This window comes from Phaeobacter sp. NW0010-22, from assembly GCF_040365955.1.
In the GTDB taxonomy this organism is placed as follows: domain Bacteria; phylum Pseudomonadota; class Alphaproteobacteria; order Rhodobacterales; family Rhodobacteraceae; genus OMPR01.
Genome location: NZ_BAABWT010000001.1, coordinates 652,904 through 677,078, shown reverse-complemented (window position 1 = coordinate 677,078; position 24,175 = coordinate 652,904). Strand labels below are relative to the sequence as shown.

At 57.7% G+C, this 24,175-nt stretch carries 26 protein-coding genes; 12 read left to right on the top strand and 14 right to left on the bottom strand.

The features are described 5' to 3' along the window. Positions 1–115: 115 nt before the first annotated feature. Positions 116–1,171: a proline racemase family protein gene (locus ABWV33_RS03100; RefSeq protein WP_353329078.1), complete on the top strand. Its 1,056-nt coding sequence runs from the start codon at positions 116–118 to the stop codon at positions 1,169–1,171. A 17-nt stretch (positions 1,172–1,188) separates the two neighbouring features. Here ABWV33_RS03100 and ABWV33_RS03095 read toward each other — a convergent pair whose 3' ends face one another. From ABWV33_RS03095 to ABWV33_RS03080, 4 genes are all read right to left on the bottom strand, one after another. Then, the gene (locus ABWV33_RS03095; RefSeq protein ID WP_251364725.1) at positions 1,189–2,283 is read right to left on the bottom strand and encodes an ABC transporter ATP-binding protein; all 1,095 of its coding nucleotides are present in this window, start codon (positions 2,281–2,283) and stop codon (positions 1,189–1,191) included. A 79-nt stretch (positions 2,284–2,362) separates the two neighbouring features. Continuing rightward, on the bottom strand, positions 2,363–3,406 hold the full coding sequence (locus ABWV33_RS03090; RefSeq protein WP_353329077.1) for a methyltransferase domain-containing protein: 1,044 nt from the start codon (positions 3,404–3,406) through the stop codon (positions 2,363–2,365). 132 nt (positions 3,407–3,538) lie between these two features. Then, positions 3,539–4,630 (bottom strand): YhaZ family DNA alkylation repair protein, encoded by a 1,092-nt coding sequence (locus ABWV33_RS03085; protein ID WP_353329076.1) that lies wholly within the window; start codon positions 4,628–4,630, stop codon positions 3,539–3,541. An 11-nt stretch (positions 4,631–4,641) separates the two neighbouring features. After that, positions 4,642–5,421 (bottom strand): SDR family oxidoreductase, encoded by a 780-nt coding sequence (locus ABWV33_RS03080; protein WP_353329075.1) that lies wholly within the window; start codon positions 5,419–5,421, stop codon positions 4,642–4,644. Positions 5,422–5,601: 180 nt separating this feature from the next. On the opposite strand from ABWV33_RS03080, the gene ABWV33_RS03075 reads away from it, so the two are divergent. Together ABWV33_RS03075 and ABWV33_RS03070 are read left to right on the top strand one after the other, a co-directional pair. Then, a complete protein-coding gene (locus ABWV33_RS03075) occupies positions 5,602–6,606 on the top strand; it encodes a Hint domain-containing protein (protein ID WP_353329074.1) in 1,005 nt (334 codons plus the stop codon). Between the two features lie 243 nt (positions 6,607–6,849). Continuing rightward, positions 6,850–7,029 (top strand): hypothetical protein, encoded by a 180-nt coding sequence (locus tag ABWV33_RS03070; RefSeq protein ID WP_113825797.1) that lies wholly within the window; start codon positions 6,850–6,852, stop codon positions 7,027–7,029. 89 nt (positions 7,030–7,118) lie between these two features. On the opposite strand, the gene ABWV33_RS03065 is transcribed toward ABWV33_RS03070, so the two are convergent. From ABWV33_RS03065 to ABWV33_RS03055, 3 genes are all read right to left on the bottom strand, one after another. Continuing rightward, entirely contained in the window at positions 7,119–7,304 is a 186-nt protein-coding gene (locus ABWV33_RS03065; RefSeq protein ID WP_258547110.1) for a DUF6500 family protein, read from the bottom strand. A 95-nt stretch (positions 7,305–7,399) separates the two neighbouring features. Continuing rightward, positions 7,400–7,798, bottom strand: a complete 399-nt coding sequence (locus tag ABWV33_RS03060) for a GFA family protein (protein ID WP_121996772.1) — start codon at positions 7,796–7,798, stop codon at positions 7,400–7,402. Positions 7,799–7,918: 120 nt separating this feature from the next. Beyond that, positions 7,919–8,266, bottom strand: a complete 348-nt coding sequence (locus ABWV33_RS03055; RefSeq protein ID WP_353329073.1) for a BrnA antitoxin family protein — start codon at positions 8,264–8,266, stop codon at positions 7,919–7,921. A gap of 157 nt (positions 8,267–8,423) precedes the next feature. Between ABWV33_RS03055 and ABWV33_RS03050 the strand changes: the two genes are divergently transcribed. The 4 genes from ABWV33_RS03050 (at position 8,424) to ABWV33_RS03035 (ending at position 13,315) form a co-directional block, all read left to right on the top strand. Further along, a complete protein-coding gene (locus ABWV33_RS03050; RefSeq protein ID WP_353329072.1) occupies positions 8,424–10,031 on the top strand; it encodes a peptide chain release factor 3 in 1,608 nt (535 codons plus the stop codon). Positions 10,032–10,058: 27 nt separating this feature from the next. Beyond that, positions 10,059–10,790: a hypothetical protein gene (locus ABWV33_RS03045; RefSeq protein ID WP_353329071.1), complete on the top strand. Its 732-nt coding sequence runs from the start codon at positions 10,059–10,061 to the stop codon at positions 10,788–10,790. Positions 10,791–10,793: 3 nt separating this feature from the next. Continuing rightward, complete coding sequence (locus tag ABWV33_RS03040; RefSeq protein WP_353329070.1) at positions 10,794–11,732, top strand: glycosyltransferase family protein; 939 nt, start codon at positions 10,794–10,796, stop codon at positions 11,730–11,732. A gap of 182 nt (positions 11,733–11,914) precedes the next feature. Further along, on the top strand, positions 11,915–13,315 hold the full coding sequence (locus ABWV33_RS03035) for a DEAD/DEAH box helicase (protein WP_353329069.1): 1,401 nt from the start codon (positions 11,915–11,917) through the stop codon (positions 13,313–13,315). A 59-nt stretch (positions 13,316–13,374) separates the two neighbouring features. On the opposite strand, the gene ABWV33_RS03030 is transcribed toward ABWV33_RS03035, so the two are convergent. The 3 genes from ABWV33_RS03030 to ABWV33_RS03020 are packed head-to-tail and all read right to left on the bottom strand — an operon-like array spanning position 13,375 to position 15,396. After that, positions 13,375–14,277 carry an EamA family transporter gene (locus ABWV33_RS03030; protein WP_353329068.1) on the bottom strand — a complete coding sequence of 301 codons (903 nt, stop codon included), beginning with the start codon at positions 14,275–14,277 and terminating at the stop codon, positions 13,375–13,377. A gap of 20 nt (positions 14,278–14,297) precedes the next feature. Beyond that, a complete protein-coding gene (locus ABWV33_RS03025; RefSeq protein WP_353329067.1) occupies positions 14,298–15,200 on the bottom strand; it encodes a fatty acid desaturase in 903 nt (300 codons plus the stop codon). Beyond that, complete coding sequence (locus ABWV33_RS03020; protein WP_113825788.1) at positions 15,193–15,396, bottom strand: DUF2061 domain-containing protein; 204 nt, start codon at positions 15,394–15,396, stop codon at positions 15,193–15,195. The genes ABWV33_RS03025 and ABWV33_RS03020 overlap by 8 nt, the downstream gene beginning before the upstream one ends. Positions 15,397–15,502: 106 nt before the next feature. Here ABWV33_RS03020 and ABWV33_RS03015 point away from each other — a divergent pair, with 106 nt between their 5' ends. Beyond that, positions 15,503–16,384, top strand: coding sequence for a helix-turn-helix domain-containing protein (locus ABWV33_RS03015; RefSeq protein WP_164621367.1), 882 nt, complete (start codon positions 15,503–15,505; stop codon positions 16,382–16,384). Between the two features lie 39 nt (positions 16,385–16,423). Here ABWV33_RS03015 and ABWV33_RS03010 read toward each other — a convergent pair whose 3' ends face one another. After that, complete coding sequence (locus ABWV33_RS03010; RefSeq protein ID WP_164621365.1) at positions 16,424–17,185, bottom strand: SDR family oxidoreductase; 762 nt, start codon at positions 17,183–17,185, stop codon at positions 16,424–16,426. Beyond that, positions 17,182–18,648 carry a carnitine 3-dehydrogenase gene (locus ABWV33_RS03005; RefSeq protein ID WP_353329066.1) on the bottom strand — a complete coding sequence of 489 codons (1,467 nt, stop codon included), beginning with the start codon at positions 18,646–18,648 and terminating at the stop codon, positions 17,182–17,184. Before ABWV33_RS03005 ends, ABWV33_RS03010 begins: the two co-directional genes overlap by 4 nt. A gap of 74 nt (positions 18,649–18,722) precedes the next feature. Here ABWV33_RS03005 and ABWV33_RS03000 point away from each other — a divergent pair, with 74 nt between their 5' ends. Continuing rightward, entirely contained in the window at positions 18,723–19,196 is a 474-nt protein-coding gene (locus ABWV33_RS03000; protein ID WP_353329065.1) for a DUF1203 domain-containing protein, read from the top strand. Between the two features lie 116 nt (positions 19,197–19,312). Here ABWV33_RS03000 and bcoG read toward each other — a convergent pair whose 3' ends face one another. Next, positions 19,313–20,230: a 3-dehydrocarnitine:acetyl-CoA trimethylamine transferase BcoG gene (bcoG, locus tag ABWV33_RS02995; protein ID WP_353329064.1), complete on the bottom strand. Its 918-nt coding sequence runs from the start codon at positions 20,228–20,230 to the stop codon at positions 19,313–19,315. A 132-nt stretch (positions 20,231–20,362) separates the two neighbouring features. On the opposite strand from bcoG, the gene ABWV33_RS02990 reads away from it, so the two are divergent. Continuing rightward, positions 20,363–21,349: a GlxA family transcriptional regulator gene (locus tag ABWV33_RS02990; protein ID WP_164621581.1), complete on the top strand. Its 987-nt coding sequence runs from the start codon at positions 20,363–20,365 to the stop codon at positions 21,347–21,349. On the opposite strand, the gene ABWV33_RS02985 is transcribed toward ABWV33_RS02990, so the two are convergent. Next, positions 21,350–21,619 (bottom strand): DksA/TraR family C4-type zinc finger protein, encoded by a 270-nt coding sequence (locus ABWV33_RS02985; RefSeq protein WP_353329063.1) that lies wholly within the window; start codon positions 21,617–21,619, stop codon positions 21,350–21,352. A 140-nt stretch (positions 21,620–21,759) separates the two neighbouring features. Between ABWV33_RS02985 and ABWV33_RS02980 the strand changes: the two genes are divergently transcribed. Together ABWV33_RS02980 and ABWV33_RS02975 are read left to right on the top strand one after the other, a co-directional pair. After that, positions 21,760–22,941 (top strand): dipeptidase, encoded by a 1,182-nt coding sequence (locus tag ABWV33_RS02980; RefSeq protein ID WP_353329062.1) that lies wholly within the window; start codon positions 21,760–21,762, stop codon positions 22,939–22,941. A 109-nt stretch (positions 22,942–23,050) separates the two neighbouring features. Beyond that, positions 23,051–24,166: a THUMP domain-containing class I SAM-dependent RNA methyltransferase gene (locus ABWV33_RS02975; RefSeq protein ID WP_353329061.1), complete on the top strand. Its 1,116-nt coding sequence runs from the start codon at positions 23,051–23,053 to the stop codon at positions 24,164–24,166. Positions 24,167–24,175 lie beyond the last annotated feature (9 nt).

The following is a 24,175-nucleotide window of genomic DNA, read 5'->3' as shown; positions in this document are numbered from 1 at the left end:
CCGGGATATCCCAGCCAGACGATAATTGCCAGTCCCGACAGGCAAGACAAACGCTGGACGTAACGCTCCGTCAGGCGTTAGCGTGCAAACAATCTGAGGGAGAGGAGAAACCCCAATGCGCGCATCCCGTATCATCACCGCTGTCGAAGCCCACGCCGAAGGCGAACCCGGCCGCGTCATCACCGCCGGCCTGCCCCATATGCCGGGCAACAGCGTGTTTGAAAAAATGCAGTGGATGCAAAAAAACGCAGACGATGTGCGCCTGCTGATGCTGCGTGAACCACGTGGCAATCCCGCACTCTGCTGCAATGTGATTGTGCCGCCTTGTGACCCTGCGGCGGATGCAGGCTTCATCATCATGGAACAGACCGAATACCCGCCAATGTCCGGCTCCAACACCATCTGTGTCGTGACCACCCTGCTGGAAACCGGCATCCTGTCGATGGTCGAACCGATCACCGAACTGACGCTCGAGGCTCCCGCCGGGCTGATCAAAGTGCGAGCAGATTGCAAAGACGGCAAGGTCACGCGCGTCACCTTTCGCAACGTGCCAGCATTTGCCATGCATCTGGACGCTGAAATCGAACTGCCCGGCTTTGGCAAGGCTGTGGTCAACGTCGCATGGGGCGGCATGTTCTTTGTTCTTGCCGAAGCCGCACAATTTGGTCTGGACCTGATCCCTGAAAACGGCGCCGCCATCGTCAAGATATCCGAGGCCCTGCGCGTCGCCACCGCCGAACAGTTACCTGTGGTGCACCCCGAAAATCCGGCCATCACCGGCCCGACCATCTCGCAACTGTTCGCCCCACCCAAGGCCCCCGGCACCGATGGTCTGGGCGCGATCACACTATCCACCGGCGACTTTGACCCCAACCGCCCCGAAAACCTGACCGGTATTCTGGACCGCTCCCCCTGTGGCACAGGCACCTGCGCCAAAATGGCCGTGCTGCACGCCAAAAGTTTGCTAGAGGTCGGGCAGGATTACGTGAACGCTGGCCCCATGGGCACCACCTTTACCGGACGGATCGAAGACACCACCAATGTCGGCCCCTATGATGCGATCATCCCAACGCTATCGGGGCAAGGTTGGATTTATGGCACCGCCAACTGGTCACTGGACCCAAGTGATCCGTTCCAACAGGGCTATACAATCGGGGATATCTGGGGCTGACTTATCGCTCTGGCAGTCTAGGCGTCTGAGGCGGGGAACACGAAACAGCGATCCCGCCGCACCGTCAGCCACATCACACGACCGGCTTCTGGCACAAATACATTTGGCACCGTCGCCCGCAACAACGCACCATCAAAGTCCATGCGGAATTCCACCAGACTCTCATTGCCCAGAAACCGCGCGCGCTGCACAATGCCCCGTGCGGCCACCCCATCGCTGGGGGTTGGCAGCGGTCCGCGCCCGTTGCGGTCAAAGTCGATGCGCACATGTTGAGGGCGGAACACTATGTCCACCTCCGTGCCATCTGCCACACCCGGTGCCAGAAACTGACCAAAGGGTGTTTCCGCAAGCGCGCCGTTCACCGTGGCTCGCAACACATTGGTATCGCTAAAGAATGCCACAGCAGACCGATCAACCGGGCGAGTATAAACATTATACGGCGCACCTTGTTGCACGATCTTTCCGCTGCGCATCAAGGCGATCTCATCGGCCATACGCATCGCCTCTTCTGGCTCATGCGTCACCAGCAAAACAGCGGCGTCTTCTTCTTTCAGCAGGCTCAGCGTTTCATCGCGGATGCCGTCGCGCAGCCGATTGTCCAGCCCCGAAAACGGCTCGTCCATCAGCATGATCCGCGGCCGCGGGGCTAAGGCGCGCGCCAAGGCCACCCGCTGCTGTTCACCGCCCGACAACTGATGGGGAAACCCGTCGATAAAACGGAACAAATCCACCCGATGCAGCAATTCTTCGACCCGCGCACGTTTTTCGGCCTTCGATCCCTTCAGACCAAAGGCGACGTTATCCGCCACGCTCAGATGCGGGAACAGAGCAAAATCTTGAAACATCAGCCCGATTTCGCGCCGCTCGGGCGGCACACGAAACACGGTGTCACAGATCAGCTTGCCATCCACATAGATCTCGCCGCTGTCCTGCATCTCGACGCCCGCAATCATGCGCAATGTCGTCGATTTGCCGCAGCCAGATGGCCCTAGCAAACAGGTCACCTGCCCCGCTTGAATGGTCAAGGACACGTCATCCACGACCGCGCGCCCGTCAAACTGACGCACGATATTGCGGATTTCCAACCGGGGTGCCTGTATTTCAGCGCTCAAAGCAAGCCTCACTGCCTTTTCCGATCAATTTCATCGGACTTGGGACGGGATAGCAACCCGCCCCTTCAGGCGCAAGACATCAGCAACAGCTGACTTCGCTTCCAGACTCTTGCAAAAACGGGCTTTCACCGCCGCACCCTTCAAAAATTCCGTAATGCGTGTCGAAATTCCCGATGAATTCGAAATGCGCCGCAAAACGCGTGTCTTTCAACATCATCCAGGTGTTGCCACAGACCGGGAACACCTTGCCCGCTTCGATCAGATGATGATCGTCTAGCGCAAAGGCATGCGGTGCGTGCTCGACGGTTCCCTTGTAAATCACCGCCTGCCCGTATTCCTCGCAGGCGGGTTCCAGATCATCCAGTTTGAACAACCGATAGGTCGCCGACAGGAACGACAACGGCGCAATGCGTGCCTCCAGCTCGGGGTTCTCGATGGTCAGTGGGCGATGCGTCACCCGGCGCGGATCATTGAACCCAGACGCCTTGGCGATATTTAGGAAATCATTCCAATACAGCGCACCCGACAGGCATTCGCCATACAGAACCTCGTCTTCGGCCATCGCTTGTGGCACCCGACGATCCGCATACACGTCCGAGAAATACATCTCACCGCCCGGTTTCAGCAGATTATACGCCCCGCGCAACACCGCACCCTTGTCGGTGGCCAAATTCACCACACAGTTCGACACGATGATATCAAACGATCCCGGCTCAAGACCCAGCTCGTCCAGCTTTTCGATATAGCCATGGTGGAATTCAACGTTGCTTTCAGCAAAGCCAAACGCCTCGGCGTGATACGCCTCATGCGCGCGCGCCACATCCAGCTGCGCCTGGGTCATATCAACACCCACAACGCGACCGGTTTCGCCAACCATCGCAGCCAAGGCATACACATCACGCCCCGCACCACAGCCCAGATCCAGAATCCGCATCCCCGTCAGATCCAGCGGCGCGATCAGGCCACAACCATAATAGCGGGTCAGAACCTCGTCATGAACCTTGCTCAGGATCTTTTTCAGATGGTCCGGCATGTCTGCCGGTGAACAACAGGCATTGGTCTGCAAATCATCGCTGCTTTGCAAAACTTCACCATAATAATTCTGCACAGAGTCGTGTTTCATCCGAGGGTCCTCATCCTGATCGTTGTGGCTGAGCTAACGTCTCGCAGCCCATCCCGCAATCCTTAGCCGTGAAACCTAACACAAGCGTGACCAGTTCCCGCGCTCAAACTGAACCAAAGGGGCACCCGCCCCTTATACCTGCAACAGATCAAACTCTGTCTCAGCCCGCACCACGCCATTGACCTGAATTTGCAACCGATGAACGCCCGGCACCAACCGGAACGTGGTCGCATTGCCTTTCAACTTGTGCACCTTGCTCAGGGTGATCGCGCCGCCTTTGACAACGGTCTGCTTTAACTTGTGCACCTTGGCCGACACTTTGCCCCCCGGGCGCTGAAAATGGATGATGTAATCCACCAACACCGGCACCTCACCCACGCCCTCAAGTGTAACGTCAAACGTCAAGGCCCCGTTGATCTGGGCCGGGCCGCTGACTGCAACCGACACCGTCAGATCCGCCTCAGGATCAAACCCCAACATCGCCATCGCTCCGGGATGCCCTGCCTTGACCAGCCCGCGCAAAGCATGACCGGTCATCCAGTCCAGTTCAGCCGCCTTCTGGTCCCCCGCTCTGCGCCACCCCGCCAAACGGTCAAGCACCATGTCCGGGTCTTTCTTGGCAATGTCATTCAGGTGATTGGCGATTGATCGCGTGACATACCGCGTGTCATCCCCATGCAGTTGATCCAACAAGGGCAGCGGGTCGCTTAACCCCAACCCCACGGCCATGCCCCAAGGCAAACGAGGGCGCGTGCCCTCACTCACCAATCGGCGCACGTGATAGCTGTCGTGCCCGGCCCAATCCTGCATCCGCGCCAACACCACCTCGGGCCAACGATTCAGAAACGGCCGGATCGCCCACTCCATCGAAAACCGCTGCGTGATCTCTTCGATCACATCCAATGCCAGTTCCGGGTGTTCAATCCCAATCTCAGCCACCCAATCGCCCAATGGGGCAAAGATGAAATCACCGAAATCATCATCCGTCTTGCCCGGATCCAACGGCGGCGGCAGCGCGCGCAAGATCACCGGGGCCACATCCGGCAGATCGCCGGGCACCGCTTCGGCCAGACACGCGGCAATCCACGCCATCCGCGCCTTCAACTCCAGGTCCAGCAACCGCGACATCACCCGTGCCTCAAACGCCGCCGCGTCAAAGCCACCCTGATCAAAAAGGCCCGCCAAATAGCGGACCTTTTGCACATTGAACAACTGATCTTTCAAAGGACCATCCCTTACATCGTGATGTTGGTTGCGCCGCCATCCAACAGGATGTTCTGCCCCACCATGAACCCCGCATGCTGCGAGCACATGAACGCGCAGGCCGCGCCAAATTCCTGCCGCGTGCCATATCGGCCCGCCGGAATGGTCGCCTCGCGTGCGGCTTTGGCTTCGGCCATCGTGATCCCTTGCTGGGTCGACACGCCTGTATCCAATGAAACCGCCCGGTCCGTTGCATGAATGCCCGGCAACAGGTTGTTGATGGTCACGCCCTTGCCCGCCACCTGACGTGCAGTGCCCGCCACATAGCCGGTCAACCCGGTCCGCGCCGCATTCGACAGACCCAACACACCAATCGGCGCGCGGACAGATTGCGAGGTGATGTTGACCACTCGGCCCCACCCCTTATCCATCATGCCCGGCAACAGCGCCTTCATGAACGCAATCGGTGCCAGCATGTTGGCATCCAGCGCCTTGATGAAATCGTCGCGGTCCCAATCCGACCACATACCGGGGGGCGGACCACCCGCGTTGGTCACCAGAATATCAACGCCCTGCGACGCCTCAATCACCTGCGCTTGGCCCTCTTGCGTCGTCACATCACAGGCCAAGGTCACAACCTCCACCCCATGCGCGGCCCGGATCGCCGACGCCGACGCCTCCAGCGCCTCAGATCCCCGCGCGGTCATGATCAGGTCGACCCCCGCTTCAGCCAAAGCCTCGGCACAGCCCAGACCCAAGCCCTTGCTGCTGGCTGATACCAATGCGCGTTTTCCGGCAATTCCCAAATCCATCACGATTTCTCCATTTGCATGTGCTGTTGCGTCAGAGTTAGCACCAGCTCAAAAGCAATTGCCAGCACTTCGCCGAACCTCTGACCGATATCCGCCACATTCTGGCGCTATCCCTGACTTGTTAAATCCGCCCGAATACCCAGTTTTCCAGTACCCTCAACAGCAAGAGACCCTTTGCCCGTGATCGCCATCAGCCCCATCCAATCCATCCCCGTCTACCGCGCCGATGCCTTTACGGTGATCAACGGCGCCAACTTCGGGGACGAGATCTCGCCGATGGATGATCTGATGCTGGCCGATATCTACGGCCTTGATCTGGATGCGAATCTGCGTCGCCTGTCGCTGGAAACCCACACTGACGGCAGCTTTCACATTGCAGGCGACACCGAGTTGGGCCGACCCGATGGGCAGATCCATCTGGATTGCACCCTGAACCTGATGTCCCCCGATGGTCTCACGACCGAGGCACTGGTGCTGGTCGAGGTTGATGAGACCGGCCATATCGCCGACGTCTATCTGTTACCGCTGGCCCCGCTGTTCCCCAAAACCGACTACTCCCTCGTCGGTATGGATCGCGACAGCGCTCGCCAGAAATTCGCCCAAGTCGCCTGCGTTTCGTTTACACGCGGCACCCACATCACGCTGGGGTCTGGCGCACAGGTCCGCATCGAAGACCTGAAAATCGGCGACAAGGTCCTGACCCGTGATGATGGCGTCCAGCAAATCCGCTGGATCGGTCAAAGCACGGTCCGCGCCACCGGCGATTTTGCCCCCATCGTGATCAAAGCCGGAACCCTGAACAACGAACACGACCTGACCGTCAGCCCCGACCACCGCCTGTTTGTCTATCAACGCACAGATGAGATCGGCGCCGGCTCAGCCGAGCTGCTGGTAAAGGCCCGCCATCTGGTCAATGACGACACCGTCACGGTGATGGACGGCGGCTTTGTCGACTATTTCCAGATCCTGTTCGACCGCCACCACATCATCTACGCCGAAGGCATCGCCGCCGAATCCATGCTGGTTGACCCCCGCACCAAACCGGCCCTGCCCGAGGATCTGCTGGAAAAACTCAGCCCCCTGCTGAAACACACCGACCGCGAAGGCCACGGCCTCGACGTCGCCAAAGCCCTATTGGACCGCCCCGATGCTATAGCCCTTTTAAAACGCGCCTCAACGCGGTGACGTAATACATGTTGAGGAGGTATCATCTTTCACCCCCCTTCGACATGGCCCCGCAAAATCACCATTCAAAACAGAACGGAATAGTGATGGGACTCAGGTCAGGTTCACGCAAATAATTTGAACAGACGTTTTCTCAGCACTTGTTTAATCGACAGGCCCTACCTCATTCGCCATTGCGCTGGCACCATCCGCATGACCATGCTGAATAAGAGTTCCAATATAATCACAAGGTAGACGAACCCAATGGCAGAACGTTACGAACGCCACCGCCAAGCTTGGACATCAGAGGAAATTCAAAAGCTACGCATGCTGGCAACAAAAGGGATGAGCTTAAAGGCCATCGCCAAAGCTCTTATGCGCTCAGAGGAATCGACAAAAATCAGGGCAAAGCTAGACAAACTGAAAATTCAAAAAATGCGCTGACCCACGCAAAACATTTCCCACAGAATTCAGCGATCTTTTTGAACGCATGTCCTCTATTAACAACCGCAGTACGCAGTGATTTCAGTCGGTTAAAATCCCGATTTGATCATGTTTCGTATCTTCAGCGCCTTCTCAAAATGGTCAAGCTCATGCGTCTTGATCCACCATTCCGCAGCTTCCATCAAACGGTCAGGATCATCATTCTTATTGGCAAAAAACGCATAGAAAGAAAGACCAACCGTCTCTCCTTTTTTGGCAATCTTTTCATCACACACCTGAATGAATTTATGTCGTAAACTGGGCCTCATAAGCTACTTCAATACCTCTTGAAAATTTCACCTCAAATCGCCCCCTTTCAAAGCCAGGGTCACTATGCGGATTCAGGATGCCCAACATTTTGCGGCGCATCATCGCAAATCTCATACCACGATGGTTTTTCCCCAACAAACTCATGAGATTGGTTCTTCAAACCCAAATTCCCGTCAAGCGCATTGGCGGCGATGGGAAAACTGTCCTCTTCCGAGAGGATTTCCCCAAGTGAGCTTCCACAGATTTTGCAAAAACACCGACCATAAATATATGGAGCCTGCGGTTGGTACAACTGGACCTGCTCCCGGCCCGCGACCCACTTAAGATCGCCCTTGCTCACAAATGCAATCGTGCTCGCGCCAACCTTGCGACACCTTGCACAGTGACAGGTTCCGACCATGGACGGGGCATTCAACAATTCAAATTTGACTGCACCGCAACAACAACTTCCCGCGATCATCGATTATGCTCCTTTTAAACTCAAAAACGCTAACAAGAACATAAAGTGAACAAAAAGCCGAAATCAAGGTCAAAATCAGATCAAGACCCGTGCCTTCAACGCCCTGTACGTATCCAAAACCTAAGCCCCAATCTCCCGCTGAATGCGCTGCGCCTCTAGCATCAGGCGCGGCAGCGTGTTGTCGTATTGGTGCGCTTTGATGTGGCCGCACAACAGCGCCGTCCAATAGATCCGCAGCACCTGATTGACCCGCGCGCCGTAGCCCGGCCCCAGCTTGCGAAACCAGCGCACCATGTCGGCGTCCAGCCGGATCGTCACGCGTGTTTTGTCCCGCACCGGCCCGTGCCACGTATCCAGCCCATGCCAATCCTCGGGCAGGCTCTGATCCAGCCAATCGCTGGCCAGCTTTTCCTGCAGCGCCTCCAGCTCGTGTAGCATTTCATTGCGGGCCTGATTGCGACTGACCATGTGTTTACCTCGTGTTAAATCCCACCGCCAACATTGCCAGCCAAAGGTTAACACCACCCAAGATCAGGGCCCGCTGCAAACCGGTGCACGTGTGGTGCACGCATGTCACCCCCCGTTTTCCTTGCCTCTGGCCCATATCTTACCTATACGCGCGCTCATGCTAGATACCGCCACAAATCGCCCCGAATTGCCGCCCGAGATCGCGCGCCGTCGCACCTTTGCCATCATCTCGCACCCGGATGCCGGCAAGACGACCCTGACTGAAAAGTTCCTCCTCTATGGTGGTGCGATTCAGATGGCCGGACAGGTCCGCGCCAAGGGCGAATCCCGGCGCACGCGCTCTGATTTTATGCAGATGGAAAAAGACCGTGGCATCTCGGTCTCCGCATCGGCAATGTCGTTTGATTACAATAACTTTCGGTTCAATCTTGTGGACACTCCGGGCCACTCGGATTTCTCAGAAGACACCTACCGCACCCTGACGGCGGTCGATGCAGCCGTGATGGTGATTGACGGCGCCAAAGGTGTGGAAAGCCAGACGCAGAAACTGTTCGAAGTCTGCCGGATGCGCGACCTGCCAATCTTGACCTTCTGTAACAAGATGGACCGGGAAAGCCGAGATATCTTTGAAATTATTGACGAAATCCAGGAAAACCTGGCCATCGACGTGACCCCGGCCAGTTGGCCCATCGGGGTCGGTCGCGATTTCATCGGCTGTTACGATATTCTGCGCGACCGTCTGGAACTGATGGACCGTGCCGACCGCAACAAGATCGCGGAAAGCATTGAAATCAAAGGGCTTGATGACCCCAACCTGGCCAAACACGTCCCTGAGCATCTGCTGGAACAGCTGTTGGAAGAGCTTGAGATGGCCCGCGAACTGCTGCCACCGCTGGATCATCAGGCGCTGCTGGATGGCACACTGACCCCGATCTGGTTTGGCTCCGCGATCAACTCGTTCGGCGTCAAGGAATTGATGGACGGCATCGCCCAATATGGCCCCGAACCGCAAATTCAAACCGCACAGCCACGCAAGATTTCTCCTGAAGAAACAAAAGTTTCCGGCTTTGTCTTCAAAGTTCAGGCGAACATGGACCCCAAGCACCGCGACCGCGTTGCCTTTGTCCGCATGGCCTCGGGTCACTTCAAACGCGGCATGAAGTTGACCCATGTCCGCACCAAAAAGCCGATGGCGATTTCCAACCCGGTTCTGTTCCTCGCCTCTGACCGTGAACTCGCGGACGAGGCATGGGCCGGCGACATTATCGGCATTCCCAACCACGGACAGCTGAGAATCGGTGACACGTTAACCGAAGGTGAAGCTTTGCGTGTTAGTGGTATTCCCAGCTTTGCCCCGGAACTGTTGCAAGGCGTGCGTGCTGGCGATCCGCTGAAATCCAAGCATCTGGAAAAAGCACTGATGCAATTCGCCGAAGAAGGCGCCGCAAAGGTGTTCAAACCCTCGATCGGGTCGGGCTTCATTGTTGGCGTTGTGGGCCAGTTGCAGTTCGAGGTGCTCGCCAGCCGGATCGAAATGGAATACGGCCTGCCGGTGCGGTTCGAACAATCGCAATTCACTTCGGCGCGCTGGGTGGCAGGCGACAAGACGGCGTTGGATAAATTCATCAACGTCAACAAACAGCATATTGCCTACGACCATGATGGCGACGTTGTTTATCTGACGCGTCTGCAGTGGGATATTGATCGGGTCGAACGGGATTATCCCGATCTGAAATTGACCGCGACCAAAGAGATGATGACGTGACCCCACAGTTGTCCTAGGCTGCCGGATATGGAGATCGAAGACACGGTTTATCCCGGCAGTTATTACAGCTTGATGCGTTTTCTGGACCGTAAGGAAATCCCTTACGCCCACCCAGAAACGGTTCTACCGGCGGCTGATGTCGATTTGGCCGCCCTCAAAGATCAGATCGTGCGCTTTGACCCAGACCACGTGCCACCAGACGACCTGCGCGACGCACGTCGCAAGCGTCACGCGCTGGAACAGGAATTTGACGGCGGCTCCGCACTACACCTGTTGCACGCCTTGGTTATCTCGCTGCTGCGTCGGTCCCCGGCCCCGACAGCCGCACAGGATCTGTTTTTTCGCCTTTGGACCGAACAGGGACAGCACTTGGCGCAGACCCTGCCGGTGCGCTGGTTGATCTCAGCAGCCACGACCTTTGGCGATCACGGCCAAACGCCAGAGCAGATCAAAGGCGGGTCTGGTTTGGCGATGCTCTTTGATCTGATCAAACTACACGACAGCGAACGCAGGGTCTCCGGCCGGGCCAATGACCATGCCTATTCGCGCGTCAGTGGCCGCAAGATCCCGCCTTTAGCCTTTGGAATGGCGGGTTATTCCCTGACCGCAGGTGATTTGGACAAGATCATGCTGGCCCGCTTGTGGCGCTTGGCAGAAGACGACGCGATCCTGCGCCCGCTTGGGTTTCGCATGCTCGGCCTCGTGATGACAGACAAGCGGTCCATTTTTGCCCGCATGCGCCGTTACAAAGGAAAATAACCGATGGGGCACGCGCCGGAAACATGGGGCCTCGTTGCCACGATCAAGGCCCCCACGGCTGAGGTTCTGCGCTTTGTCGCCTACCACCTCGAGCTTGGCGCCCATCGTATTCACATCTACCTGGATGCCCCTGATGCCGCCGCCTATGCGCCGCTCAAGGCCAACCCAAAGGTCCGCGTGACCCAATGCGACGCCCGCTATTGGAAAAACCGCAAGCGCCCTGAAAAACATCAGGTTCGCCAAACGGTCAACGCGACACGCACCTATCGCCGTCAGGCCGAAACCGCTTGGCTCGCGCATATCGACGTCGATGAGTTTCTCTGGCCTCAGACAACGGTTGCAGATGCCTTGTCGGCCTTGCCCCCCCATATCAACTGCGCCCGATTACGACCGCGCGAGGCGTTGCCCGGTGACAACGAACTGTTCAAAGACTGTGTCCCCTCCGGCCCGGAAAGAGACAAGATCACCCAACAGATTTATCCAACCTTCGGCGCCTATGTAAAAGGTGGTTTCATGAGCCACGTCGCAGGCAAACTGTTTGTGCGCACCGGCTTGCCCGACATCGAATTTCGCATTCACAACGCCTTTCAAAATGGCCAAACCAACCCGGGCCATCAAACGTTGGACACCATGGCCCTGTGCCACGCCCATGCCCAAACATGGGACGCCTGGATCGCCGCCTATCGCTTTCGTTTGGCGCAAGGCTCCTACCGCTCAGAACTCGCCCCCAACAAATCCCGCACCGAGGGCGGGTTGACCATGCACGAATTGCTCAGCGTGATCGAAGACGAAAGCGGGCAATCTGGCTTGAAACGCTTCTATGACGAATTGAACGCCGTCGATCCGGTAGTGCGCCAAAACCTGCAGAATCGTGGCATGCTCCACGCCTGCCCGCTGCATCTGGATAGGGCTATGCGGAAACACTTCCCCGATTTTTCATAAATTGGGGTCAAAAACCCTACAGTCTCGACCCTTTTGCCGCTTCTTTTCAGCAGATTTGACCTTGGGCAGGGATTTTGCTATGCCCCCGACCAAGCCATCATGCGCATTCAGCGCAGGATCATACGGATCCGGCTTAGACCAGATGTGCGGGCCAAGTCAGTGTCCGTAAACCACGGAAACACATGACAAAATTTACCGATCTGAACCTGAACGCCAAGGTACTCAAAGCTATTGAAGAGGCCGGATACGAATCCCCGACCCCGATTCAAGCAGGTGCCATTCCCCCCGCTCTTGAGGGGCGCGATGTTCTGGGTATCGCCCAAACAGGGACAGGCAAAACCGCCAGTTTCACGCTGCCGATGATCACCATGCTGGCGCGTGGACGTGCTCGCGCCCGTATGCCACGTTCGCTGGTTCTATGCCCAACGCGCGAATTGGCGGCACAGGTGGCCGAAAACTTTGACACCTATTCCAAGCACCTGAAACTGACCAAAGCCCTGCTGATTGGTGGCGTTTCGTTCAAAGAACAGGATGCTCTGATTGACCGTGGCGTCGACGTTCTGATCGCGACCCCCGGTCGTTTGCTGGATCATTTCGAACGCGGCAAACTGCTGCTGACCGGTGTGCAGATCATGGTTGTCGACGAAGCCGATCGGATGCTCGACATGGGTTTCATTCCCGATATCGAACGCATCTTTTCGCTGACACCTTTCACACGTCAAACTCTGTTCTTCTCGGCCACCATGGCGCCGGAAATCGAGCGGATCACCAACACCTTCCTGTCGGCCCCTGAACGGGTCGAGGTCGCGCGTCAGGCAACGACCTCTGAGAATATCGAACAAGGCGTTGTCATGTTCAAAGGCTCGCGTCGAGATCGCGAAGCCAGTGAAAAACGCAAACTTCTGCGCAAGTTGATCGATGGCGAAGGTGAAAAATGCACCAATGCGATCATCTTCTGCAACCGCAAGATGGATGTAGATATCGTCGCGAAGTCATTGAAAAAATACGGTTATAACGCCTCACCAATCCACGGTGATCTGGATCAGAGCCAGCGTATGAAAACACTGGATGAATTCCGCGAGGGGTCCTTGCGTTTTCTGGTGGCCTCGGACGTCGCGGCGCGCGGCTTGGACGTGCCCAGCGTCAGCCACGTGTTTAACTTTGATGTGCCCAGCCACGCCGAAGATTACGTACACCGCATTGGCCGAACAGGTCGGGCGGGCCGCGATGGCAAGGCCATGATGATCTGCGTGCCTCGCGACGAAAAGAACTTCAACGCGATCGAAACTTTGGTTCAAAAAGAGATCCCACGGATCGAGAACCCTCTGAATCTTGAAAAGCCCGAACCTCCGAAAGAGGCAGACGCCCCGAAAGAGAAGCAGGCCGAAAGAAAACCGCGCAGTCGTAAACCCGCTGAAAAACCGGTTGAGCAACAGGCCGCGCCTGCGCCCAAACCAGCACCCAAATCCAATCCCAAACCACGTGGTCGTGATCGCCATGATCGGGGTGGTCGGGTTGTCGGGATGGGGGATCACCTGCCCAGCTTTATCGCGCTCAGCTTTGATGAGCGCCGCGCCAGCTAAAGCGCACCACAACAGACCAAACAAAAAGCGGCCTCTTTCGAAGCCGCTTTTTTGCTGTCTTAGATCGCGATGATCAGCGCCAAGATAGACGCCCCCAACAGGGCTATCCCAAAGATTTCCCGACGCGTGATTGTCTCTTTGAAGAACAGGATAGAAGCCAGCAAACTCAGGATCAATTCCACCTGTCCCACGGCTTTTACATAGGCCGCATTCTGCAGGGTAAAGGCCCAGAACCAACAAAACGATCCGCCCATGCTGGTAAGCCCAACAAAAATTCCAGTCCGGCGCGTTTGCCAAACCGCACGCAGCTCGCCCCGGTCACGCCAAAACAACCACGCCCCCATTGTCGTCATCTGAAACAGTGTGACCGCTGACAAGGTGACCGCAGCGCGAAATGCAGGCTCCAACGTCCCCAACTCCAGGGATGCGCCTCGGTAACTGACCGCCGAAAAGGCGAACAACACGCCCGACCCAATCCCAAGCATCGACGCGCGGTTGGTCAAGTGTTGCCACCATTTCCCTGTCCCGCCCGGTGTTTTGGACAGGATCAGAACAGCGGCCAGACCCAACAGAATGGCGATCAGCCCACCAAAAGAAATCCCCTCGCCCAGCACCAAAAATCCGACCAAAGCGGTCTGGATGACTTCGGTCTTTTTGAAGGTGATCCCAACGGCGAAATTGCGTTGCTTGAACAAGGCGACAACACAGACAGTTGCCAAGATCTGGGCAGTGCCCCCAATGGCAACAAACCCCCAAAACGTTGGTGACAACGCAGGCAGGCTTCGCCCCGTGGCCGCCAGATATAACGCCAGCAACAGCGCGACCAGCGGTGCGGAATAGGCAAAGCGCGCAAAGGTCGCCCCCGCAGCACTCAGCTTCACCGTACTCAGTGATTTTTGCAACATGAACCGCACGGTTTGAAACGTGGCGGCGGCGACTGACACAAGGATCCAAATAGGCATGATCCCCGTATGACCTCAATTCAGGAACGAGGCCAGAGCGGATGTGGAACCGGATCCTTAGCTTTCAGAAAATACTGCCGAAAGACATCGGCATACGACCGATACACGTAGCTCTCATTGCACTCCAGATATCGGGCCTTTCCCGCCCGATACAGCCCGGGCAACTGATACCAAGCGGCCTTGGGGTGCATGTGATGAACAACATGGAAGTTGTTGTTGAGAAATAAAAATGCCAACGGCCCCCGGTCTTCGATGATCACCGTGCGGCATCGCGACTTTTCATGTGCGCGATGCTCTAGAAAGGTTCGGATTTTAAGCACAGCCAAGCCCAGATAGGCCGACAGGCAGAACGCCCAGATCGGCATCGCAGATTGCGCCACGACCCATATAACAACGGCAACTCCGGGCAGGTGCAATGCCCAGGCCAGCAACACATCACGATCCCCACGCAGGGCGGCCAAACCCTCGTCGCAAGTGAATATCACCTGTCCGATCAAGGGTCCCAAAACCATTCGACCCAAAAGCGTATTGTTGGCGCGGTACAACCGCCGTTTCCATCGCGGCATGCTGGCCCAAACGACGGGATCCTGAAAATTGGTCTCAGGATCATCATAAGGGTCGGTCAATTTGGAATCGAGATGATGTGCCAAATGCAAATCTCGAAACCGGTTGTAAGGAATGCACAGGGTCAGCGGCAGCGCCATCAGCGCCTCGTTGATCCATTTGGTTTGAAACGGATGCCCATGCAACGCCTCATGCGTCAGGGACGAATGCAATGCAGCCACAACGCCGCCCGCAAGAACGGCCAAAACCAGCGAAACCTGTGCCAGCCCAAACACCACGCCGAGCCATGCCCCGTAGCAGATCAAGATCAATCCAAATGTGCCCCACTCAGGGCTGCGCACGGTGTCCTGCTCAGACATTCCGGCCCCAGTGGATACCGGCCCAAATCCGTTCGTAAAGCACATAGAGGGTCAATCCGATCGCCGTATTGACCAATGCAAGGGTTCCCCCAATTGCAGCCGATCCAGTGGCGATCACCCCGACCAATGTCATTGATGCCAACCCCAACAGGTTCCAGATCACTGCCTTCACCAGCGATCTCCGTCGCGTTTCCATGTTGTCTCCTGCCTCTAGTCCTCACAACTTTGTTATGGGCTGGAGAGGCATGTGAACATTCTGAATATGATTAACAAAACTCAGCAAGCGTGATAAAAGTCACCACATGACGCTAAAAATCGACAAACGGCTCCGTGCCGCTCAATTTCGAACGCGACTGGCCCGCGCCATGCAAGACAGCGCCACCAGTCAGAGCGCCCTCGCCCGTCAGGTCGGCGTGGATCGCTCGACCATCTCCCAATTGCTGACTGACGACGGCGCACGCCTGCCCAATGCCCATGTGGTCGGCGCCTGCGCTGCCGCCCTTGGGGTGTCGGCGGATTGGCTGCTCAGCCTGTCAGACCGCCCCGAAAGCGCAGCCGAGTTGCTGGCCGGGTCCCTGTCCGTCACCGAAGCCCCCCGTGCCTTGGTGGATGAACGGATCTTCGATTGGCACCAAGAGGCCGCCGGATACAAAATCCGCTACGTTCCTGCGACTCTGCCTGACATGCTGAAAACACGCGCATTGCTGGAATGGGAATACGCGCCACATCTGGGCCGCACTGCGGATCAGGCCATTGGCGCGTCCGAGGATCGCCTGACCTGGATGCGCAGCGCCCAGTCCGACTATGAGATCGCGATGCCACTCTTTGAAATTCACAGCTTCGTACACGGCACCGGATACTATCAGGGCCTGCCACTCGACATCCGGTTGGAACAGATCGACCGCCTGCTCACACTCAGCGAACAGCTCTACCCTCGCCTCAGGATCTATCTGTTTGATGCCAAACGGCTCTATGCGGCGCCCATCACGGTATTCGGGCCGCTGTTGTGCGTGTTCTATGCGGGTGGTCACTACATGGCGTTTCGGGATCGCGACAGGATCGAAACCTTTACGCGCCACTTCGATACATTGGTGCGTGAAGCTGATCTGACAGCACGCAATTTCCCCACACACCTGCGCCACCTGCGCGCAAGCATTGCCCCAGAAAATGCACCAGACATATAAAGCCCGCCCCCGGTTTACCGGGGACGCGCGATTATTCCTTCAAACCTTAGGGTCAGGATTCACGGTATGACCATCCACGGCAATCACCTGCCCTGACACCAACCGCGCCCCATCTGATGCCAAGAAAACGGCCATCGCCGCGATATCGCGGCCCTCGACAAAGCTGCCCATCGACGTGCCCGAGGCATAGCCCGCATAAACCTGATCGCGGGTCATACCCTTGGCGGCGGCTTCGCGCTCCATCACGCCTTCGATCCGGGGCCCTTCGACAGAACCGGGACAAATGACGTTGGACCGGATGCCATGCGGCCCCAGCTCCATCGCCAGCGTTTTGCCCAATCCAACCATGCCCCACTTAGCCGCCGCATAAGGCGCACGATTGGGATAGCCGTATTGGCCCGCTGTGGACGAGGTGATCAGGATCGCACCCGACTTTTGCGCCTTCATCATCGGGGCTGCGTACTTGGAACACAAAAACGCACCTTCCAGATTGACCGACAGACACGCGCGCCAATCGTCAAGCGAGACATCCTCGACCAAGGCCGTTGGCCCTGCGATCCCGGCATTGGCGCAGAGCACATCCAGCCCGCCCCACTCTGTGGCGATCTCGGCAAACAGGGACGCAACCGAACCTTCATCCGCAACATTCACTCGGCTGCGCTGCCACGCCTCTGGACAGGCCGCCAGCGCCGCCTCGTCCACGTCTGCCACCCAGACCTGCGCCCCCGCTTCGGCAAAGGCCTCGGCCATGGCGCGCCCAACTCCGGACGCGCCTGCGGTGATCAGAACCCGCTGACTCATGCAGGTTTGCGGATCGCATTGCCCGCCCCCTCAGGATACGGCAATGACGCCTGCGCCTCAGTCACACGCGCCAGCGCCGCTTCAATCGCAGCGGACGGCGCGCAGGGGCGGCGATTTTCCAGGCTCACGTGCAAAAGGAAACTTTCGCCGGTCGCAAGCAGCTTGTCGCCCTCGTACATCGAATGGAACAGATGCAGCTTTTTACCCGCACCCAACAGCATTTGCGTGCGCACCTCGATTTTCGCCCCGGCGTGCGTTTCGTCCAGATGGCGGATGTGCGTTTCGGCTGTGAAATAGCTGCCGCCCGACGCGATATAGTCGGAATCACAGCCCACAATTTCCATGAACCGGTCGGTCGAACAGGCAAAGGCATCCAGATACCGCGACTCGGTCATATGACCGTTGTAATCTGTCCAATCCAACGGCACCGCGCGGGCCAGCGTGCGGATCGGCTGGCTCAGGTCCGCCTCGTCCAACGTTGGCAACGCACCCGGTTTCAGTGCTGCATCGTGTTTGTTCAGCACCGCACCCGCGCCATAGTCCTGCGCCTTCAACGCCCGCATCATCCCAACAAGGTTATTGTCGCGAATACGCTCCAACTCGCGGATCGAATGCATGCCAGACTGCGCGTCCGACTGATCGGCGATCATATCAACCAGCTCATCGGTGAACTCGGGCACATCCATCAACTTGGTCCAAGGCCATTTCAACGCCGGGCCAAACTGTGCCATGAAATGGCGCATGCCTGCCTCGCCCCCCGCGACGCGATAGGTTTCAAACAACCCCATCTGTGCCCAACGAATGCCGAACCCCATGCGGATGGCTTCGTCAATTTCCTCGGTGGTGGCGACACCGTCCTTGACCAGCCACAGCGCCTCGCGCCAGACCGCCTCAAGAAAGCGATCCGCAATATGCGCATCGATTTCTTTGCGCACGTGCAGCGGATAAAACCCGACCGAGGTCAGCAGATCTTTGGCCTTTTGCACAAAATCTGCGCTGTTGGCTTCGGTCGGAACCACTTCGATCAGCGGCAGCAAATAGACCGGGTTGAACGGATGCGTGACTACGATCTGTTCAGGACGCAATGCGCCTTCCTGCAACTCGGATGGTTTGAAACCCGACGTAGACGACCCAATTACCGCACCCGGATCACACGCCTCTTGCAGGCTCTTGTAGACTTTCAGTTTCAGGTCCAGCCGCTCGGGCACGCTTTCCTGAATCCAGTCCACGCCCGCAACCGCGTCGGCCAGTTCTGCATGAAAACTCAACGTACCCTCGTCAGGCAGCGGCACATCGCTGAGCCCCGGCAAGGACCGGCGCGCGTTGTCCATAACTTCACTGATTTTGCGTTCGGCTTCGGGGTCCGGGTCAAACACCCGCACGTCCCATCCATTCAACAGGAACCGCGCGGCCCATCCGCCGCCGATTACGCCACCACCAATGATTGCTGCTGTTTTCGTCATGTGTCTTTCCCGCATGTTTCGGGTCGCCCAAATGCCCTGCGCCACGGCAGGGTCGCATCCAAAGGAGACCGAGTATGAGACTTGAATTTCATGGACTGCCCAGCGCGGATGTCGAAATGATCCACCGCACCGGAGTTGACAGTTATGGCGACCCGGTGGAACGCCACGCCAGCGCTGAACAGGACGGAATGCCCTGTCGCCACTGTTTGCAGAACGTGCCCCAAGGGTTGCCATTTCTCGCGCTGGCACACCGGCCGTTTCAGGGGCGCAACCCGTTTACTGAAACCGGGCCGATATACCTGTGCGATCCGGGCTGTACCCGTGCAGAACCCTCGCCTGAACCGCCCGCGTTCCTGTCCGCCACGCAGTACCTTTTGCGCGGTTACGGACCGGACGAACGGATCGTTTATGGTACCGGTGCGGTTACACCGCGCGCCAATCTGACCAGCTACGCCGCCAGTCTGTTGGAACGTGATGACATCGCTTTTGTCGATCTGCGCAGCGCCAGCAACAACTGTTTTCTCTGTCGAATTTATCGCGCCGACTGAACAAAAACGGTCGCTGATCCAGATGACGTCCTCACAGTTGACGACGTCATGCTGTGCCACGGCGGTGCACGGGGGATGCACGCAAGGTGTACGCATGTCATCCCCCGCTAACAGCCTCATTTTGCTACAGGTGCGCGCTTGGTCAGGCCCAACTTTTCGCGCACTTCTTGCGCCCCAATGACGCGCGCACCCATGTTTTCGATGATGGTGCCCGCGCGTTCGACCAACTGCCAGTTCTGCGCCAGTTCACCCTTGCCCAGCCAAAGGTTGTCCTCGAGCCCAACGCGCACGTTGCCGCCCGCCAGAACAGCCGCCGCCACATAGGCCATTTGATTGCGCCCCAACCCAAAGGCCGAGAAGTTCCAATCAGCCGGCACGTTGTTGACCATCGCCATGAACGTGTTCAGATCATCCGGTGCGCCCCATGGCACGCCCATGCACAGCTGCACCAAGGCAGGGCTGTCCAGAATGCCCTCTTTTACCAATTCCTTGGCAAACCAGAGATGGCCGGTGTCGAATGCCTCGATCTCGGGCTTCACACCCAGATCCGTCATCATCTGCCCCATGGCCCGCAATGCGCCTGGGGTGTTGGTCATCACATAATCGGCTTCGGCAAAGTTCATCGTGCCGCAATCCAGCGTGCAGATCTCCGGCAGGCATTCCGCGATATGGGCGACCCGCTCGGACGCGCCAATCATGTCGGTGCCTGCTGCTTTCACTGGGAACGGAGATTCAACATCCCCAAAAACGATATCGCCCCCCATACCTGCGGTCAGGTTCAGAACCACGTCTATGTCAGCATCCCGAATGCGGTCCGTCACCTCACGGTAATAGGCCAGATCCCGCGACGGCGCGCCGCTCTCGGGGTCCCGAACATGGCAGTGAACAACCGCCGCTCCCGCCTTGCCAGCAGCAATCGCACTGTCAGCAATTTGTTGCGGTGAACGGGGCACATGAGGGCTGCGATCCTGCGTTCCACCCGACCCTGTCACGGCACAGGTAATGAAGACTTCTCGGTTCATTTCCAACGGCATTGCGTTTTCCCCTACATTTACCGTGTTTTGCCCCGGCTTATCCCCAGGCTTGTCCACGGATTCCAATTTGCGTTCACGCTCGAGTCTGGCGCAGCTTTGTCATGATAACTTTACATGATGCGAATCGACTTGATGAAATCCGCAAAAAACATCCTTCAGCCTGAACATCAGGCCCTGAAAACCGCCGTGCTCGTGCTCGACGAATGCAACACGCTCAGCTTTGCTGCGGCCGTGGATCCGATGCGGGCCGCCAACCGACTTGCGGGTCGACCGGCCTTTGATTGGGACTATGTCACCGCGACCGGTGAACCCGCCCATCTGACCAGCGGACTGTCTGTGCCCGGCCAATCCCTGACCCGGCTTGATGGCTGCGATCTGTTGATCGTCATCGCGGGTTTTCAACTTGCGCGCCACGCCACACCCAGCCTGCTTGCCAGCCTGCGTCGGATCGCGGCCAGCGGTACAACCATTGCCGGGATCGACGGTGGTCCCTGGTTGCTGGCCGAGGCCGGATTGCTGGACGGTCATGCCGCCACCACCCATTGGGAGGATCTGGACAGCTTCGCAAGTCGGTTCCCCGATGTCTCGACCCTGCGCGACCGGTTTACCGTTTCTGAAAACCGTCTGACCAGCGGTGGCGCAATGCCCGCGATCGAAATGATGCTGCATATTATCTCGGCCCGTCATGGTGCCGGGTTTGCGGCACGGGTGTCTGGTCTATTCCTGTACGATGGTGCCCCAGCGCCGACCAAACCGCAGTCGCGGACTGGTGCCCCCCATCGCCACAATGGCGTGACTGCCAAAGCAAACGCATTGATGGAGGCCACACTGGACGAGCCCCTGCCTGTTGCAGAAATTGCCGAAACCCTTGGCACCAGCCCGCGCACCCTGCAGCAACAGTTCCGCTTGCGCCTGAACACAACGCCGCAAGACCACTACTTGCAACTGCGTTTGGCCGAGGCTCGGCGTCTGGTGACGGACACCGACATGCCATTGATGGATGTTGCTATGGCAACTGGTTTTACGTCCCAATCCAGCTTTGCACGGTCGTTTCGCACCGCCCATCACCTGACGGCACGAGAGTTGCGTCAGGAAAACAGTCCCCCCATGTCGCACTGATTATTTGAGTTGGCTGTCCTTGCTGCCGCGGCGGTTGATCCCGCCGCGCTGCTGACGCTGACCATCGCGGTCCCGCATGCAGTCGATACACAGCTTTACACCCGGGATCGCTGTGCGCCTTGCTTCGGGGATAGGTTCCTCGCATTCCGCGCAATGCGTCAGGCTTTCGCCCTGCTGACCTCGGCGCGCCTGCATCCGGGCCAGTTCATCGTTCACGGATGCTTCGATCTGTTCACTCACTGCGCCGTCGCGCGCCCATCCTCCCGCCATAGCCGGTCCTCTCACGTTCACCCGCTTAACTGTAGATCGTCGGACGGGATGTGGCCAGACACGCAAACGACGTAAAGTTACGCCTTGTTCGCCACCCCCCTCTCTCTATCCTGCCCTTAATCAGCTTGAGGGAGAGTCAAATGCGTGGTTTTGGAAAATGGGTTGGGCGATTACTTCTGCTCATAGTGGTTGTCGGGGGGATCGGTTTCTTCGGCTTTCTTCCGCCCTATGTCGAGAAAACCCGCAACAAGGTCTTTGAACACGCCCCCTACGCTGTCACAGATACCGCCAACGCCTTGCATGCCGATATGATCGTTGGGGATTGGCACGCAGATAGCCTGCTGTGGTCGCGCGATCTCACGGAACGTGGAAATCGCGGGCAGGTTGATATTCCGCGCCTACAAGAAGGGAATGTCGCGCTCCAAGTATTTACCGCCGTCACCAAAAGCCCCGCCGGGCAAAACTATGACGAAAACTCAGACGAAGCTTTTGACAACATAACCCTTTTGGCCGTCGGACAACTTTGGCCGATGAACACATGGGACAGCCTGCTGCACCGCGCGCTGTATCAAGCGGAAAAGCTGCACGAGTTTGAAGAAGACGCACCTGATCAGCTCAAGATCATTCGCACCCGCTCTGATCTGGAAGAGGTGCTAGAGGCCCGCGCAAACGGTTCCAAAATTATCGGCGGATTGCTGGGCATCGAAGGCGCGCATCCGTTAGAAGGTAAGCTCGAGAATATGGATGCCCTGGAACAGGCCGGGCATCGTGTCATCGGGTTACAGCATTTCTTTGACAATGCGCTTGGCGGATCGCTGCATGGGCAATCGAACACTGGCCTGACCGACTTTGGTCGCGCTGTCGTGGCAGAAGTTAGCCAGCGTGGCATGGTGCTGGATCTTGCGCATTCCAGTCCACAGGTGGCGTGGGACACGCTCGAAATCACGGATATGCCGCTGATCGTCAGCCACACCGGCCTGCACAGCAATTGCCCCGTCAAACGGAACTTTAAGGATGACCTGATGAAGGCCATCGCCTCAACCGGTGGTGTCATTGGGATCGGCTACTGGGCCGAGGTGTCGTGCAATGATTTCGCCCCAGACGGCATCGCCAAAATGATCAAAGCCTCGATTGATGTATTGGGCGAGGATCACGTGTCTTTGGGATCTGACTATGATGGGTCTGTTCAAACGAAATTTGATACATCTGAACTGGCGGCACTGACCTCTGCCTTGCTCGACGCAGGCGTGACAGAGCCCCAAATCCGCAAAGTCATGGGTGAAAACATGGTGCGTGTCCTGCGCGCACGCCTGTCGGATTAACACCACACACCGACATGACCTGCCTTGACGGCCCCAAACGGGGCCGTTTTTCTTGCCCTACCCCCACAAAACGGTCGATGTACCTGCCCTTTGTCGCTAGAGGGACAGGATGAACATGCATCGCAAATTTGAAATCTTCCTTGTTGTCTCGCCCGGTCTTGAACTGGCCTTACGGGACGAAGCGCTAGACCTTGGTTTTCGCAAGGCAAAAGCAACCGAAGGCGGCGTACGCTTTCGTGGCAACTGGGCGGATGTCTGGCGGGCAAATCTGATGCTGCGCGGCGCTGCGCGCGTGCTGGCGCGCATCGGATCGTTCAAAGTCACGCATTTGGCGCAGCTGGATACGTTATCCCGCGAATTCGCATGGCACGAGATCCTGCGCCCGGATATCCCGGTCCGCGTCGATGTCACCTGCAAAAAGTCCCGCATTTATCACGCTGGCGCCGCCGCTGAACGCATCGAACGTGCCATTACGCAAGAGCTCGGCGCGCCAATCTCTTCCGAGGCTCAGGTCTGCATCAAGGTCCGTATCGAAGATGACCTCTGCACGCTTAGCGTCGATACATCAGGCGAGTTGCTGCACAAACGCGGTCATAAAGAAGCGGTTGGCAAAGCCCCCATGCGCGAAAACATGGCAGCCCTGTTTCTGCGTCAGTGTGGGTATGACGGGACCGAACCTGTACTGGACCCGATGTGTGGCTCGGGCACGTTTGTTATCGAGGCGGCCGAGATTGCGGCTGGCCTCCTCCCCGGCCGATCCCGCCATTTTGCATTTGAGGATCTGGCGACCTTTGACGCCGAAACATGGGCAAACCTGCAGAAACAGTCAGAACCCAACGCGGTTTCGGTTCAGTTTTACGGGTCTGATCGCGATGCAGGGGCCATCCGCAACAGCCGCGCCAACGCAGAGCGGGCCGGCATCACCGCGCTGACCCAGTTCAACGAACACAGCGCCGGTGAAATATCCCCGCCCAAAGGCCCCAAGGGCTTGGTCATCGTGAACCCGCCGTATGGGGGCCGGATCGGTGACAAAAAACACCTCTTTGCCCTGCATGGGTCTTTGGGCAAGGCGCTCTTGTCTCGCTTTTCAGGATGGCGAGTGGGCATTATCACAAACGAACCTTCTCTGGCCAAAGCCACAGGGCTTCCCTTCAAACCTCTTGCGGCGCCAGTCGCACATGGTGGTTTAAAAGTCCGGCTGTACCAAACGGACCCGCTGCCCTGATGTCAGGCT